Source organism: Paenibacillus luteus (assembly GCF_006542765.1).
Lineage (GTDB): Bacteria > Bacillota > Bacilli > Paenibacillales > Paenibacillaceae > Pristimantibacillus > Pristimantibacillus luteus.
The window spans coordinates 109,440-125,016 of record NZ_SKCD01000001.1 but is presented as its reverse complement, the minus strand read 5'-3'; the positions used below and the strand labels follow the sequence as shown (position 1 = coordinate 125,016).

At 50.8% G+C, this 15,577-nt stretch carries 11 protein-coding genes; 10 read left to right on the top strand and 1 reads right to left on the bottom strand.

The window, feature by feature from the left end; genetic code table 11:
• The first annotated feature begins 290 nt into the window (after positions 1 to 290).
• The 5 genes from E0496_RS00480 (at position 291) to E0496_RS00460 (ending at position 3,872) form a co-directional block, all read left to right on the top strand.
• On the top strand, positions 291 to 977 hold the full coding sequence (locus E0496_RS00480; protein WP_141499671.1) for a hypothetical protein: 687 nt from the start codon (positions 291 to 293) through the stop codon (positions 975 to 977).
• A 135-nt stretch (positions 978 to 1,112) separates the two neighbouring features.
• Positions 1,113 to 2,207: a toxic anion resistance protein gene (locus E0496_RS00475; RefSeq protein WP_141499670.1), complete on the top strand. Its 1,095-nt coding sequence runs from the start codon at positions 1,113 to 1,115 to the stop codon at positions 2,205 to 2,207.
• A 170-nt stretch (positions 2,208 to 2,377) separates the two neighbouring features.
• Positions 2,378 to 2,557 (top strand): hypothetical protein, encoded by a 180-nt coding sequence (locus tag E0496_RS00470; protein ID WP_141499669.1) that lies wholly within the window; start codon positions 2,378 to 2,380, stop codon positions 2,555 to 2,557.
• Positions 2,558 to 2,631: 74 nt separating this feature from the next.
• Positions 2,632 to 3,192, top strand: a complete 561-nt coding sequence (locus E0496_RS00465) for a hypothetical protein (RefSeq protein ID WP_141499668.1) — start codon at positions 2,632 to 2,634, stop codon at positions 3,190 to 3,192.
• 89 nt (positions 3,193 to 3,281) lie between these two features.
• The gene (locus tag E0496_RS00460) at positions 3,282 to 3,872 is read left to right on the top strand and encodes a thymidine kinase (RefSeq protein ID WP_139993168.1); all 591 of its coding nucleotides are present in this window, start codon (positions 3,282 to 3,284) and stop codon (positions 3,870 to 3,872) included.
• Positions 3,873 to 4,245: 373 nt separating this feature from the next.
• On the opposite strand, the gene E0496_RS00455 is transcribed toward E0496_RS00460, so the two are convergent.
• Entirely contained in the window at positions 4,246 to 4,692 is a 447-nt protein-coding gene (locus E0496_RS00455; RefSeq protein ID WP_141499667.1) for a tellurite resistance TerB family protein, read from the bottom strand.
• Between the two features lie 288 nt (positions 4,693 to 4,980).
• Here E0496_RS00455 and E0496_RS00450 point away from each other — a divergent pair, with 288 nt between their 5' ends.
• From E0496_RS00450 to E0496_RS00430, 5 genes are all read left to right on the top strand, one after another.
• The gene (locus E0496_RS00450) at positions 4,981 to 12,528 is read left to right on the top strand and encodes a glycoside hydrolase family 3 N-terminal domain-containing protein (protein WP_241674468.1); all 7,548 of its coding nucleotides are present in this window, start codon (positions 4,981 to 4,983) and stop codon (positions 12,526 to 12,528) included.
• Positions 12,529 to 12,692: 164 nt separating this feature from the next.
• Positions 12,693 to 12,911 (top strand): hypothetical protein, encoded by a 219-nt coding sequence (locus E0496_RS00445; protein WP_141499666.1) that lies wholly within the window; start codon positions 12,693 to 12,695, stop codon positions 12,909 to 12,911.
• Positions 12,895 to 13,743, top strand: a complete 849-nt coding sequence (locus E0496_RS00440; protein WP_161601268.1) for a glycosyltransferase — start codon at positions 12,895 to 12,897, stop codon at positions 13,741 to 13,743. The genes E0496_RS00445 and E0496_RS00440 overlap by 17 nt, the downstream gene beginning before the upstream one ends.
• Entirely contained in the window at positions 13,740 to 14,435 is a 696-nt protein-coding gene (locus tag E0496_RS00435; protein WP_141499664.1) for a glycosyltransferase family 2 protein, read from the top strand. The genes E0496_RS00440 and E0496_RS00435 overlap by 4 nt, the downstream gene beginning before the upstream one ends.
• 7 nt (positions 14,436 to 14,442) lie before the next feature.
• Complete coding sequence (locus E0496_RS00430; RefSeq protein WP_141499663.1) at positions 14,443 to 15,567, top strand: glycosyltransferase family 4 protein; 1,125 nt, start codon at positions 14,443 to 14,445, stop codon at positions 15,565 to 15,567.
• The last annotated feature ends 10 nt before the right edge of the window (positions 15,568 to 15,577 follow it).

The following is a 15,577-nucleotide window of genomic DNA, read 5'->3' as shown; positions in this document are numbered from 1 at the left end:
TCTTACCTTTAACTGTCTTATTCAATCAAAAAATCTGGTTACAACCGCGATCGTAAAGAATGATCTATTTGCGCAGCGACCAATACGAGAAACTTAGTTCAATTTATACAGTAGATGATTTAGTGTTGCACTGTATTTATACTGAAAAGTGCGGATCCATCTGCACTTGACTGAATTGTTTGAATTTTTGTTCTTTTAAAAATTGACTTCCCTATAGGAAAAACGAGATAATTGATTTATGGAGACTAGCATAGACTTGAGGATAAGCTAGCTTAAATGGAGGTGCAGCAATGAATGTAACGAATAAAGCCTTAGGCATAGCGATAGGCAGCTACTTGGTCTCGCTAGTTGTTTATTGGGTTTCTTCTCCCTATATAGCTATAGCCATACCTGCAGTGGGAATACTAGTCGCGCTTTCGCTGAGGCAGCGAGGTCGGACGGAAATCCAACCTCCTACAATAGAGCATGAGCAGCAGAGAACGGTCAATGCGCCCCAGCCAACATCTGAATTACGATCTTCATCCCCGGCTCCTGCTGCGGCACAGGCCAAACTTCCGGCATCGCAGCCGGTCATTCAAGATCCAGAGCTTGCTTCTGCCCTAGAGTACATTGGAATTATCGAGGATATGATTTTGCTCGAGGGTGAGAAAAATAATTTGGATGATGAAATTGTTCAGAAGACGCTGGCTTTGCTTGCACGTCTCAACCGTTTGATTCCGGATTTGGTCGCCTTGGGCGATGCAAGCATTAATCATAACATCGTGCGCTTAATAAGAAAGGATTTGAATTCAACGATTAATCCCTTTCTGCGGTTAAGTGGCGAAGCGAAGCGCAAAAACAGGCGGCTTTTGCTCGATGGCATCAAGGATATCGACTCCAAGCTTACCTTCTACACGAAAACGATTGAGCAGAAGGACTTAATGGAGCTGCATACGAAAGCAGAATTAATTCAACAACGTTACCGGCTTACAGACTAAACGATTGCCTGAGAACTAAACGATTGTCTTACCGAATGACTACACGTTTACTAGCTAACCTACCGTTGTACTAATTCAATGGAGCCTAATGGATTAAGTGACCGTATTACTGATTAACGAAAGGGGAAATGGATAATGGCACAACAACTCGTACAGATAAGAAACGAGGATCTTCAGAAGCTGGAGCAGGAAGTACAAAGCACGATGCAGAAGGTAGCGACAACGGATGCGATGCATCTCGATACGCTAATGGATGAAATCACGAAAAAAGGGCAAAAGACGCTGGAGCGCTCCGGACAGACGCTGACGATGCTGGAGAGACCACTGTCTGACCTCATGTCCGGCAAACGATCCGAGGTAGCAAACAACATGCTGAAGCTGCGCAGCGAGGTTGAGGACTTAAGCCGAAGCAAGCAATTGACGCTTGTGCAGAAGCTGATGCGGAAAGCGCCGATGAAAAACTACATTTACAAATACCAATCGGCTAAAACAAATGTGCAAGTCATCGTAAAGTCGCTGCGCGACGGTCGTGATAATCTGGAAGAGAATGTCGTGCATATGAGAAATCTAAAGCGCAGCAGTCTGGATAACGTATATGATTTGCAACTGCTCGTAGAATATGGCAACCGCCTGAAGAAGATGTTCGAGGATGAGATTGCGAAGCCCGAGAATGAACACCGGAAAACGCATTTGGAGCGGGGCCTTCGCAAGGTCGTGACCAAGCTTCAGACGTATACGGAAATGATTATGCTGTATCAGCAGGCGATTGCGGCAACCGATATTATTAATGACACGAATGACAAGCTGATGGATGCCCTAGACAGCTCCATAGACAAAACGCAGCATCTGATGTCGGTATCGGTCTTGATCGCAAGTGCGATCGATGATCAGATGAAAGCAATCGAAGCGGTCAATTCAACGAATGAGATGTTGGGCAACCAATTTGCCGAAAATGCACGACTGCTGAACGAAACAAGCGAAAAAGCCAATCAAGCGTTGACCAAGCCGGCCATGAGCATGGAGCTGGTAGAGCGGGCAATGTCCGATTTGTTCTCGGCAATGGACAAGTACGAGAATTCAAACCGCCAAATCATCCAAACGGTATCGCAGCAAACGGAGAAAATGACGCAAATCAACCAAAAGGTTGGCCAGCGTTTAGGCATTCAAGGGGGTTCGGGAGCAGCTCAATCGGAGCTTCCGAGTTCAGCGTCCAAAGGCTTTCTGGAGTAATATTTTCAACTTACGCATGACGGACGAGCTCTCTTGGGCTCGTCTTTTTTTGCATAAATAAACACAATGATAAAGGCAATACAGCAGAGGATGCCAAGCTTTCCGCGAAACGACTGTTTTTGCTAATCGGACAGCTATGGCCGGTTATATGCCGCTTATGGAGTCTAATAATGAATAAAATGGAGGATATGGCTCATAAAAAGAATGCTGGCGGCATAGCCTTAAAGAAAAAACGAGGTGATTACGCCATGATTAGCGGGATTGTCTTAGCAGCGCTGCTTGTCGTTTTAATTGTCGTCGCAAGCTCCGAAAGAGCAGAAGCCATCGTGGACCAGCCGGGCGTTTTTTGAAGAGGCTAGTAGTGGCTATCTCTGATTTGGTATAATCTTAATTATATTATACTAGCTGATCGGAGGTAATCCATTTGGAGTTTACCTATGAAATTATTTCGGAGTCAAATATCAATGTTCGCTATATATACGGCGGTGAATGGTTTACCTTCAACCTGTTCTACCGCGAGCAGCAATGGGTCCTTCATCCTTTCGATTCCTCGCTTATCCGCAACAAGGATATGAGCAGGCTCGTCATTGCCGATCTGCTTCAGCACCGGCCGTTCCAGGTCATGCTGGCTAAGGAGGGGATTATTCTCTCGGAGTTAAATACTTCAATTCCTCTGGGTCACCAGGAAGCCGAATATGAGGAGCTGCCGCGGCTTGGCGGCCGCTCCGACCGTATTTTTGACGAGGAGCCCCGGCCTCTGGATCAATCGCTTGATATCGAGCGGCTCATTGAGGAGAATGATCTGGAGGATTTGATTCGGCTGGAGGTCGAGCTCATGGAAACCCGTCAAAATATGTATAATCAAATTTTGCACCGGATGTTTATGGCTGATTTGGGACCCACTGATCCGGAGTTTCAAAAAATACAGCAAATCGTCAAAGCCTATGGCGAAGCCAAAACAAAGCTTCTAGGCATCGGTTCATAGCGGCATGAGGGAACTCTGCAAGTTCTAATCGTTTCATGCCGCCGCTTCCTGTATAATAGGAGCATTGACTGTTTTTGGAGGAGATTTGGTTGGCACAGCTTTATTACAAATACGGCACGATGAACAGCGGAAAATCATTTGAAATTATTAAGGTTGCTCACAATTATGAGGAGCAGGGCAAGCAGGTGCTGATCTACTCGCCTTCCGTCAGCGCGCGAGGCGGCGTGGACCGAGTAGGCTCACGAGTCGGGTTTGAGCGGGAAGCGATTCCGGTGCTGGATACGACGAATCTATATGACAGCGTGAAGGAGCGCGTGGCTGCGGCGGTACCTTCCAAAATCTACTGCGTGCTTATTGATGAGGCGCAGTTTTTGAAGAAGCACCATATCCTGGAGCTTACGCAGGTGGTGGACGAGCTTAATATACCGGTGATGGCATTTGGGCTCAAAAATGATTTTCAAAATCAGCTGTTCGAGGGAAGCTATAACCTGCTCGTTCAAGCGGATAAAATTGAAGAGATCAAGACGATCTGTTGGTTTTGCGACCGCAAGGCGACGATGGTCATCCGTTATTTGGACGGACAGCCAATGAATGCGGGCGAGCAAATCCAGATCGGCGGCAATGAAGATTACAAGCCGGTATGCAGGCGCTGCTACAATGAGGCGTTTCGCAAGGAGTAGCAGCTCAACGGTTCGGTGGTAAAAAGTGTATTTCAAATAAGTGGCATCGCTAACTAAAAAGAACCTTCAAAGCCCAGTTTCCTGTGGCTTTTGGAGGTTCTTTTTTGCAATATATGAATGAATCGCGCCACGCCACCAAAGGACGGCGGTTAGCCGTTTCACCTTGAAATATAGGAGAGGATATCATTTCGCTATCCCTTCTCTATATTTCTCGGAATGAAACGCGCCGCGCCACTAAAGGATGGCGATAACCGTTTCACCTTGAAAGATAAGACTTTATATGTTTTACATGATAAAGAAGTCTTATATTTCACCGACAAAGCTACTTCAGCGTCTTAAGGACGCCGAAGGCGTTTTTGCTTGCCTTATGCTCTTACAGGCTGAACTCGCTTGGGTTCAGTCCTAGCGTGTTGCAGATGTCACGAACGGCAGCCTGCTCTTGCATATCGAAATCGCCGTCTGCGGCGCCGATAGCGCTGCACACGCCGACGATAACACGGCCGATTTCCGGTTTGCTGCGGAATTTGGCAATCGCCTTAAGCGCTTCTTGCTTGCCGATCATGCCGTCAAACTCAATGTTGCCTACGTAATGGTTGAAACGGTTAATCACATCGGTCATATCAAATACCTTTAGCTCTTCGCTGCGGCTGATGTAGCCGGCCATCTTTTGTTTCTCAGCGGAACTGATGGAACCGTCAGCTCCTGCAACGATTGCACAGCCCGCGACGACCGCGTCCATAAAATCTTTATTTTTTAATTTCTTGACCTGATCGTTTAGTCCTTGCTTGGTGCTTTGCAGCCATGAAGAAAATGAACTCATTTATCGCAGCCTCCTTTGTTCTTTTTTGATGCTATACCTCTATTGTAGTTTCTATTGGTACCAATTAGCAAATTTTGAGGAATGTTGTCTATTTCTGCAAAACTTCGTGCGGATATGGAACCGTTTGCAAAATACGAAAAAACAACGCACATGATCGCAAGAATGCGCCATAGTTTCAAACCGCCATCACTTTTATACTTGGAGATAATCTTGTCTATGGCTGTCATTCGCGAGGTGAAGCAGTCGTGGCGAAGAGACCACTATTTCAGTCTTTGAGGAGGGTTTGGGTTGAAAAGAAAGATATCCATGATGACGGCAATGCTGTTGGTCGTTTCGCTGATGACAAGTTTATTGTCGGTCGGCGCGGCGCCTCTGACGCAGTCTGCGGGATTGCTTCCGGCGTATTTGGATCCAGCGAAGAGCGTGGATGCCCGGGCAGCGGACTTGCTTTCTAGAATGACACTGGAGGAACGCGCAGGACAAATGATACAGCCGGAGAAGTCCAATATTACACCGGAGGAAGTAAAGCATTATTTCATCGGTTCTGTGCTTAGCGGCGGGGGATCATTCCCCGGCGGCAGGCAGCAGGACAGCACGCGCGAGAACTGGCAGACGTTGATTGACGGTTACCAGGACGGAGCGTTATCCACACGGCTGGGCATTCCGCTGCTGTATGGCGTGGATGGCGTGCATGGCCATAACAATGTGAAGGGAGCGACGTTGTTTCCGCATAATATTGGCCTCGGCGCAGCAAACAATGCTGACCTGATGAGGCAAATCGGAGCAGCAACGGCCAAGGAAATCCGGGCAACCGGTGCGAATTGGGATTTTGCGCCGACGATCGCTGCACCGCAGGACATACGCTGGGGCCGTACATATGAAGGCTACAGCAGCAATCAAGCGATTTCCAAGGTGCTCGGCGCGGCCTATATTCAGGGGCTGCAAGGAGCGACTGCCGAGGAACGCAGCCAGACGAAGCATGTCGTAGGCGCAGCGAAGCATTTTCTAGGCGAGGGCTATACGGATAACGGCACGAACCAAGGAAACGTAACGAAATATACGGAGGATGAGCTGATCGCGAGTGATCTGGATATGTACAAAGCTGCGATTGATGCAGGTGTACAAACGGTGATGGCCTCCTACCACAGCATTCAAGGACTCAAAATGCATGCCAACCAGAGGCTGCTCACCGATGTGCTGAAAGGCGAGCTTGGCTTTAAGGGTTTTGTTATTTCGGACTACAATGCTATTCAGCAAATTAACCGCAATCAGGAGGGCCAAGCGGTTAGTGGCTTGAGGAATCAGCTGTTGATGTCCGTCAACGCAGGCGTGGACATGTTCATGCTGACGGGTGATTGGAAGGCAAGCCTGAATCATCTCATTAGCCTTGTGAAGGAAGGCAGCATTACGGAGGAGCGTCTTGACGATGCTGTGCTGCGGATTTTGAAAGTGAAAATCTCATCCGGTTTGTTCGAGCATCCAAAGACGGACCCGGACTTGACCAGTGAATTCGGAACCCCCGAGCATCGCAAGCTGGCGCGCCAAGCTGTTGCGGAATCGCTCGTGCTGCTGAAAAACGATGTTGTGAACGGTACGCCGATTATGTCGCAGCTGAAGGATATGGACAAGATTTTCGTTGCTGGCAAAAATGCGAACGATATCGGCAACCAGTCCGGCGGCTGGTCGATCACATGGCAGGGCGCTTCCGGTGCGATTACAACCGGAACGACAATATATGAAGGCTTAAAAGAAGTTGCAGGCGCTTCGAAGCAGGTGACGTATAACAAACACGGCCGCGGAGCCGCGGGGTATGACGTAGCAATTGCGGTCGTTGGCGAAACGCCTTACGCAGAATCGGCGGGTGACCGCACAAGCCTGAACCTTGACGAGGAAGACCTGGCTACGATCGCGAACATTCGCGCAGCAGACCCGAACATTCCGATTGTGGTCGTGCTCGTATCCGGCCGTCCGCTTACGATTGCGGACCAAATGGATGACTGGGATGCCTTGGTTGCCGCCTGGCTGCCAGGAACAGAAGGCCAGGGCGTCGCTGACGTGTTGATTGGCGATAAGGAGTTCAAAGGGAAAAACTCGATGAAATGGCCGTTCTATTTGACGAATTATCCAATTACAGCAGAGAACAGCGCCAACCTGTTGTTCCCTGTAGGGTATGGTCTGGCGAGCGGAGAAGCGACGCCGGAGCTGCCTGCCAAGCCTGTGCAGCCGGAGCTGCCATCCCTGCCGATACCGGGCAAGGTGGAAGCAGAAGCCTTCTCGGCGAAAAGCAGCGGTCTGAACACCGAGGATACGCAGGATACCGGCGGCGGTAAAAACATCGGTTGGACGGCAGCTGGTGCGTGGCTGGATTACGCCGTCAAGGTGAATGAGCCGGGAACATACAGCGTAGCTTTCCGTTATGCAGGCAACGGCGGAGCGACAGGCATGAAGATCAAGACAGAAGGCGGAGCGACGCTGGGTACATTGAGCGTAGGCTCTACAGGTGGCTGGCAAAGCTGGCAAACGGCTACTGTAGATAACATCGTGCTCAGTCAGGCAGGCATGCAAAAGCTGAGGCTCGAGTTTATCGCAGGAGATATGAACTTTAACTGGGTTGAATTTACGCGTACCGGCGATGTGCCGGCAGGCGGTGACGGCGGGGAGCCGGGGCCGGGCAATGGCGGCGAAGGAGCAGTTCCTCTCATTAACGGAGCCGTCGAGTCATGGATTTCGAGCGAACGCGATGCGGGCGACCGCAAATGGTATTACGCCGACCGCTATCATGCGGGGGACAAGAAGCTGGAGCAGCAGCCGAATTTGGCGCTTTCGCTTCCGAACGGTTCGGCAGCAACTGCCATTACGATTGATCCTGACAAGCAGTACCAGACGATGCTGGGCATCGGTTCGTCCATGGAGGAGTCAACGATTCATAATCTTGTGAAAATGTCGCCAGAGAAGCAGACGGAGCTGCTCCGCAAGCTGATTGACAAGGACAGCGGCATTGGCATGAGCCTAATTCGATTGACGATCGGCACATCCGATTTCACGGCACAGAAGTTCTATTCGTATAACGATTTGCCAGCGGGCGAGACGGATGTGGAACTGAAGAAGTTCTCGATTCAGAAGGATATCGATTTCGGCATCATTCCTACGGTTAAGAAAATCCAGGCGATCAATCCGGATGTGAAGTTTTTTGCTTCGCCGTGGAGCCCGCCGGGCTGGATGAAGACGACTGGCAGCATGATAAGAGGCCAGGTGAAGGAAGAGTACCTGCCTGTGCTTGCAACCTACTATGTTAAATATTTGGAGGCTTACGCGGAGCATGGCATCTACTTTGAAGGCATGACGCTGCAAAACGAGCCTTTGCTTGAAATTGATTATCCAAGCACGGCCATGTCTTGGCAGCAGGCATCACGCCTCGCCAAGCTGCTTCGCGCAGAGCTGGATAAAAACAGCAATGCCAAAATCAAAAGCGTGAAGCTGTGGATGTTCGACCATAATCCGGGCGACACGATGGCGTATCCGGCTCAAATTTTGGGCAACCCGTTAGAAGGCGCATACGACGCCATTGAAGGAACGGCGTTTCACGATTACGGCGGCGAACTGTCGATGATGACAGAGCTTCAGAAGCTGTTCCCGGCAAAAAGCGTATATTTGACCGAGCGTGCCGTATGGGGAACGACCGGCGCTGACCGGATTGCACAATATTTCCGCAATTACGCGAAAAGCTACAACAGTTGGGTGACGATGCTCGACAGTGATATATCTGCGCATCAATGGGTCGGTATTCCAGATCCAACGCCTGTCGTGCAGGATTCTTCCAATCCTGATGCCTACTGGCTCCTGCCTGAATATTATTTGATGGGCCAGTATACGAAGTTTGTTAAACCAGGTTATGTGCGTATCGACAGCAACTACGGCTCTGCGGCAACGGTAACGAACGTTGCTTTTGCAAGCCCGGACGGCAAGGAGATCGTAACGGTCGTCATTAATCAGACCAACGATCCGCAGCCATTCAAAATTTTGGTCGACGGCTTGCAAATCGATGCGGTTATCCCGGCTAAATCGGCGGCTACTTACCGCTGGAACCGTACGCAAATTACGGCAGTACCCGCGGTGATAGACGCTACGCGCTTCGCATCGGCGGAAGGCGCATATCAGGTTAATGCTGGCGGTTACCTGGGCTCCTTTGCAGCGAATGGTACGGCTTCGTTTGAATATGTAATTAAAGTAGCGGAAGCTGGCGAATACGACCTCGATCTTGCGCTTGCTGGCTTCCAGACGGATGGCTTGGTCAGCTTTAAGCTCGATGGTGAGCCGCTTGTGACGCTGCCCGTGAACCAAACGACTTACCAGTGGGAATATTTTGCGAATCAGCGCGTTCGCACCTCGCTTCCTGCAGGTACGCACAAATTGACGATGTCCGTCAGCAAAAACGATTACAACATGAAGAGTATTGCCTTCTCCAAATCAGAGACGGCTCCGGTACAGCTGCCGGCACTTCTAGAAGCCAGCAAATTCACGGCTGCGCACAACGTGCTCGTTAATGGCTCGGCCGTAAGCTACGCTGATCCGAATGATTGGATGGATTATGTCGTTCAAGTGCCGGATGACGCTGAATACGGCATTACGTACCAGTATTCGACGACGAATGAAGGGGCCAAGGCGCAGCTTGCTGCGGAAGGCCAAGTTGTGGCAACCACTGAGCTTCTTAGCAGTGGCAGTTGGGATACATGGGCTACCGCTTCGGATACCATTGCTTTGACGGCTGGCATCCATACGCTGCGCGTACGAGTCGTAGACCAAGGCTTTAATCTGAATGCGATTGCGATCGGTCCGGTAATACTTGCAGATGCTTCTGCGGTGATTAAAGGTGCTGAGGCAGGCAAAGAAATTAAGGTTACACTGCTTAACGATCGTTATAAGGAGGAGCTGACCGCCTCCAATTGGTCGATTTCGGGGTATGCAGGAACGGTGGTCGAAAGCGTCTACCGTGCGGATGACCATACCGCGAAGCTCGTGATTGGCGGATCAGCAGCCCGAGATTATGATACGGACCAGACAGTCACGGTAACTGCCAGCGTGTACGAGGCAGCATCCGGAAGCATGGGCCAGTCGATGAAAACAAAGGTCGTTTTCAAAGCTATCAATGACCCTGAGACACTGACCTTGTCCGAGAGCAGCCTGCCTTACGGCGTTAATGGCAAAGAGCTTACCGTTACGCTGAATGGCGGCACGTTCGTGCCGGATAAGCTGAGTGCCATTACGCTAACCGGAACAGCTGTTTCATTAGGCGGCGTATCGCTTCGGGGAGCTGAGCTTCTTAGCCCTACAAGGGTGAAGCTAACCTTGAATTGGAACGAAAAGGTTTATTACAACGAATTGGCGCTGCAGGTGAACGTTCCTGTACAGGCTTACGATGATTCAACAGGCGGTTCGGCGTTAACCGCAGCAGCAGCGCTGCTGGGAACCGAAAACGTTAAAACGCCGATGGACCTGCTTGCTTTTGACTCGTTAGACAAGTTCAATCGAATTAACGGATTTAACGTGACAGGGACAGGAAGCGCAAGCCGACTGACACAAATTGATGCTGGTGATTACGCTGACTATTTGGTCAATGTGCCTACTGCTGGCGAGTATGTCGTCACCTTTAAGGCGACTTCGAACGGCCAAGCTATGAATGGCATTATCTTGGAGGCGCAGGACGGTGCCGTACGCAGAACGCTAACTGTGCCGAATCTTTACAATCAGGTTGTGGAGATGCGTACGGTCATCGCTCTAGGTGAGGGCAGCCAAAAGCTTCGCCTTGCCGCCGGAGCCTCCGGTTACGAGCTCAGAGGCATTAAGTTCGAGCCGTATGCGATTCAAGTCATGGATGAGAGCGCAGCTATGAAGATCGAAGCGGAAAGCTACAGCCGTGCTGATGCGGCAGCTGTTCAAAGCCAGATGAGCGGCGAAACGCTGCTGTTCAAAAACGTAGGCTTTATCGCTGCTGCTGGATCGCTATATTATGATGTGGATATTGCAAAAACAGCCTTTTATAAAGTGACTTACCGTTATGCAACGCCGCAGGGTGGCGTGAGTGGAACCCTTTCGGTCAACGGCGAGAAGCTGTCGACGACGCCACTTGGCGCAAGCGGCGGATGGGACACGTATACCGAGACTTCCGGTATTGTGAAATTGGCTGAGGGCGCTCAGGAAATTCAGTTTACAAGCAACAATGACGGAGCTAACCTGGACTGGATCACGCTAGAGGAGACGGAAGAGACTGCTCCTGTCGCGGAAGGCAGTGTGGCTATTCCGCGGGCATCGCTTAAAGCGGGCACCTACAAAGGCTCTCAGCGGGTCGTGCTAACCTCTGTCACTGAGGGAGCAGCTATTTATTACACGACGGACGGCACGCTTCCAAGCAGCGGGAACGGCCAGCTGTATACGGGAGAGCTGACGCTTAAGGACTTGGCGGTGCTTCGCACCATCGCGGTGAAAGCAGGCATGAAGGACAGCTACGTAGCGCCATTCACGTACATCATTTCGGCTGGCGAGGAGCCGACGGTGCCAACGCCTACTCCGACGACGGCACCGTCGCCTTCCCCATCAACGGCACCGACACCGACGCCTACATCGGGTGGTCCGGTAGCCACGCCGCCAGCCGCAACGCCTACGGCGACTGCCGGTGGCTTGAAGGTCATTGCTGCGCCTGCACCGGTATTGGATGCGGCCAGCGGCTTAGGAAAAACAACGGTTAGTCAGGCTCAGATTGATGCTGTAGTGAAACAAGCACAAAGCGGAAATGTACAACAAGTCAAAATTGAGGTTTCAGCAGTGAGCGGCGCGAAAGGCTACGAGGTGCAACTGCCTAAGGAAGCCATAAGTGAAGCTAAGCTGTCTGTGCAGTATGAGATTCAAACGGATACAGGCACCGTTATCGTGCCTAGCCATATGCTGAATTCGCTTCCTGCGGGTGCGAAGAACGTATCTATCGTTATTGCCAATGCCGACAAGGCTAAGCTTAGCGAAGAAGCGCGCACCGCAATCGGCAGCCGCCCGGCCGTCGAGCTAAACCTTTACGTGGATGGTGTTAAGGTAGAGTGGAGCAATGCAGATGCAGCCGTGCATGTATCGCTTAACTATGCGTTAAGCGCCAATGAAGCGCCGAGCGCGGAGCATGTGACCGTATGGCATATCGATGGTACCGGCAAAGTCACTGCCGTACCGAGCGGCAAATACGACCAATCCAAGGGCGCAGTTGTCTTTACGGTCAATCACTTCAGTGCCTATGGCGTTGTGCTCGTTCATAAATCATTTGACGATTTGGGCAAGCATGCTTGGGCGAAGCAAGCTGTCGAGGTGATGGCGTCCAAGGGCATCATTAATGGCGTGTCGGACAAAGCTTACGCGCCAGCTCAAAACGTGAAGCGGGCAGACTTTATTACTTTGCTTGTGAAAACGTTAGGTCTGAGCGCGAATGCGAGCGGAAATTTCAGCGATATTGCGAGTGATGCCTATTATTATGATGCGGTAGCGATAGCCAAGAAGCTTGGCATTGTGAACGGACGCTCGGATGGCTCATTTGATCCGAATGCTGCGATAACCAGGCAGGAAATGTTTGCGATGACCGCTAGAGCGATAGAAGCTTCAGGGAAGAAGCTGGGTGCAGGGAACGCCCAGCAACTCGCAGCATTTTCCGATTTAGGGAAACTGGCAGCTTATGCGGCTGACAGCGCGGCTCTGCTGGTAGCGAACGGAATCGTGAAAGGTGACGGCTCTAAGCTGAACCCGCTTGGACATACGACGCGGGCGGAAGCAGCAGTGATCATGTACGCGATTTATAACAAGTAAGCTACATTGAGGATGGAAGGAAACAGACGGTGGCATAAGCCATCGTCTGTTTTCTTTTGCCTATTTAGATTGTTCGGCAATCATTAGATTTTCTATGAAAAGTTTTTCAAAATAGCCATATGCCGTTCACTCTATTAATCTCTCGAATAGGATGAGGGTATCAAATGGTAGGAGTTGATCATGTGTCTTTCTATTTCAAGCTCCGCACGTATGTGGGGAGAAGCGTTGAGGTCGTTCTCTCGAATGGTGAAGTGATTGCGGGTGAATTAATCGCAGTAGGCTTCTCGTATGCGGTTGTTCAGGCACTGACGGTACCTGGATATGGCGGCACGGAGGATGTGCTTATTCGCTCAAGGGTTATTCATTATGTCCGAATCTTATAGGCAGGGTTGTACCGACGGAGGAAGAAGACGGGACTTAATCGAGCAGTTGCGGCAGGGGACGAGGTTGCTGCCCCCTATCCGGAAAGGAATCGATTACTCTCTGAACACTGACGATTCGGGACGGCATCGACTGTCTGTCATTATACCCGCTCAAAATGAAGAAACCACGATTGGTCGCGTCATTCAAGAGGCAGCGCAGCTTCATCCATTGGAAATTATCGTCATCGTCAATGGGAGCAACGATCGCACGGAAGCTATCGCTTGTAAGCTTGGAGCGGCGACGATTGTTTTCGAAGAGCAGCTGGGAACGGATGTGGGAAGAGCCATTGGCGCATATGCGGCTACTGGTGATTGTTTATTGTTTGTGGATGGTGATTTTCATATGCCATGGAAGGAGCTCGTCCCCTTCGCTGAAGCGGTGCTGAATGATTGTGATGTGGCGGTTAACAAGCTGGATCATCATCTTGGCATGCGCGCTCCATGGAACTCGGTTACTTCATTAAAAGTAGCGCTGAATATAACACTCGGCCGCGGCGATCTTGATAATGCGTCGCTCGTTCAAGTGCCCTTTGCCATGAATAAGCGTGCGCTTGAGGTCATGCCATGGCACTCGCTGATATGCCCGCCAAAGGCTTATGCTCTTGGCCTGCTTGGAGGTTTGCGGATAAAGCCAGTGCACAAGGTTGAGGTAGATCGGATGAATCGCTACCGGCCACAAAAACATGCCAGAGCAGGACTTGATCAATCCTTGGCTGCCATGCAAATCATCGGTGATCATTTTGAAGCGATGTATGCAATGAACGGTAGAGAGAGAATGGAGGAAAAGGAATGATGCAGCGGGAACCAGGGAAAGTGAGTATCGTGATTACGAACTACAATCGCGGGCCTTATCTTATCGAGTGTCTGGACAGCTTGCAGCGGCAGACTTATATAAACAAGGAAATTATTATCGTCGACGATGCTTCAACCGATCGGTCCGTCGATGTGGTGCAAGCATGGTGCGAGGCAAATGGCATTGCGGGCACGGATTCTGTTGTTTTAGTACGGCTGCCTCGAAACGCGGGGTTTTCAGGAGCGATGACGACCGGATTTTTTCTTGCCCGCGGAGAGTATATTGCCGTGCAGGACGCAGACGACTTCTCTCATCCGCAGCGACTGGAGAAGCAGGTGGCTTATTTGGCTGGCCATCCGGAGACGGCACTAGTTGGAACCAATTATGCAGCCTTTGAAGAGGGGGAGCAGAGGCATTACGAGCCTGCCCAATGGCTTCACTATGGCGATCAGATCCGCAAGGCTTACCAAAATGGCGGCCACTGCATCTGTCATGGGACGATTATGTTCCGCGGCGAAGCGTTCGATCGCATCGGGGGGCTGAGCAGGCGAATTGTTGGCGCAGAGGACTACGAGTTTGTCGTTAAGTTTTTGAACAATCAACTGCAGATTGCGAACATTCCAGACATTCTGTACTACTATCGTCTGCATACCCATCAACGGTCTTTGGCTTATTACACGAAGAAGGAGTGAAGCAAACATGACAAGCCCGTCGTTATCCGTGTTAATGGCTCTGGACAGTATGGATGCCGGCGGTACGGAAACGCATGTATTAAGTCTAGCAACAGCACTCATCCACAGAGGACAAAGCGTGAGCATCGTTTCTGCGGATGGCCTCATGCGTTCTCGGTTCGAGGCAGCCGGCTGCTCGGTCTTTCTTCTGGATTTTGCAAGGTCCAATCGAGCAGAGCAAGCGTTGCAGATCGATACCCTGCTGCAGCTGATGCGAGATCAGCACATTGACTGCGTACATGTGCATCAGACTCCCTCAGGGCTGCTTGCCGCGAATGCGGCAGCGCTGCTAGGCATCCCTACGATATTTACCGCTCATGGCACGTATTATCCGTCAGGCAACCTGAAGACTATTCTTGGTTTATCCAAGGAAGTCATTAGTGTCAGCGCTCCTGTCCAGCAGTATATGGAGAGGTTTGGTTATGCTTCTACAGTCATACCGAACGGCATTGATTTACAAGAATTTTATCCAGCGGCAGGCTCCAAGCTGCGGGGAGAACTCGGCATAGCAGAGGATGCTACTGTACTCGTCTACGCAAGCCGTTTGGCGTGGGGAAAAGCAACCGCGTGCGATACCTTGCTTAGAGCTATGAAGGATCTGCACCGCTACGGCTGGCATCGCCTGCAACTCATTGTCGTCGGCGACGGTCCCAAATATCAAGCGATTAAGGAGCTTGCTGCGTTCATTGAGGAAGAAAGCGGCGAGACGTTTATCCATGTGATTGGCCAGCAAGCACAAATGCGAGAATGCTACAATGCGTCAGATATCGTGGTCGGCACAGGCCGTGTCGCGCTCGAAGCGATGGCTTGCGAGAAACCGGTACTGGCGATTGGCAACCACGGTTTCTTTGGCTGGGTAGAGCCGTCGAATTACGGAGAAGCCTGGTCGCATTATTTTGGAGACCATGGTTCCTATTCCGCTTATTCGAGATATTTATTTGCCAATGAAATTGCCGAGGGCTGCCGCGATTTAGACCGGCTGCAAGCCATCGGGAAGGAAGGGAGGCGCTGGATCGAACAGGAGTTTCATGCCGAGCAGGCCGCAGAGCTGGTGATGCTGGTGTACCATTCGGCAATAGGGCATTCACGATGAAGGGCGGTAC

What these genes read in the sequence shown, in the direction of transcription:
- E0496_RS00480 (WP_141499671.1), top strand. Translation starts at nt 291, where the DNA reads ATGAATGTAACGAATAAAGCCTTAGGCATAGCGATAGGCAGCTACTTG.
- E0496_RS00475 (WP_141499670.1), top strand. Translation starts at nt 1,113, where the DNA reads ATGGCACAACAACTCGTACAGATAAGAAACGAGGATCTTCAGAAGCTG.
- E0496_RS00470 (WP_141499669.1), top strand. Translation starts at nt 2,378, where the DNA reads ATGAATAAAATGGAGGATATGGCTCATAAAAAGAATGCTGGCGGCATA.
- E0496_RS00455 (WP_141499667.1), bottom strand. Translation starts at nt 4,692, where the DNA reads ATGAGTTCATTTTCTTCATGGCTGCAAAGCACCAAGCAAGGACTAAAC.
- E0496_RS00445 (WP_141499666.1), top strand. Translation starts at nt 12,693, where the DNA reads ATGGTAGGAGTTGATCATGTGTCTTTCTATTTCAAGCTCCGCACGTAT.
- E0496_RS00440 (WP_161601268.1), top strand. Translation starts at nt 12,895, where the DNA reads ATGTCCGAATCTTATAGGCAGGGTTGTACCGACGGAGGAAGAAGACGG.
- E0496_RS00435 (WP_141499664.1), top strand. Translation starts at nt 13,740, where the DNA reads ATGATGCAGCGGGAACCAGGGAAAGTGAGTATCGTGATTACGAACTAC.
- E0496_RS00430 (WP_141499663.1), top strand. Translation starts at nt 14,443, where the DNA reads ATGACAAGCCCGTCGTTATCCGTGTTAATGGCTCTGGACAGTATGGAT.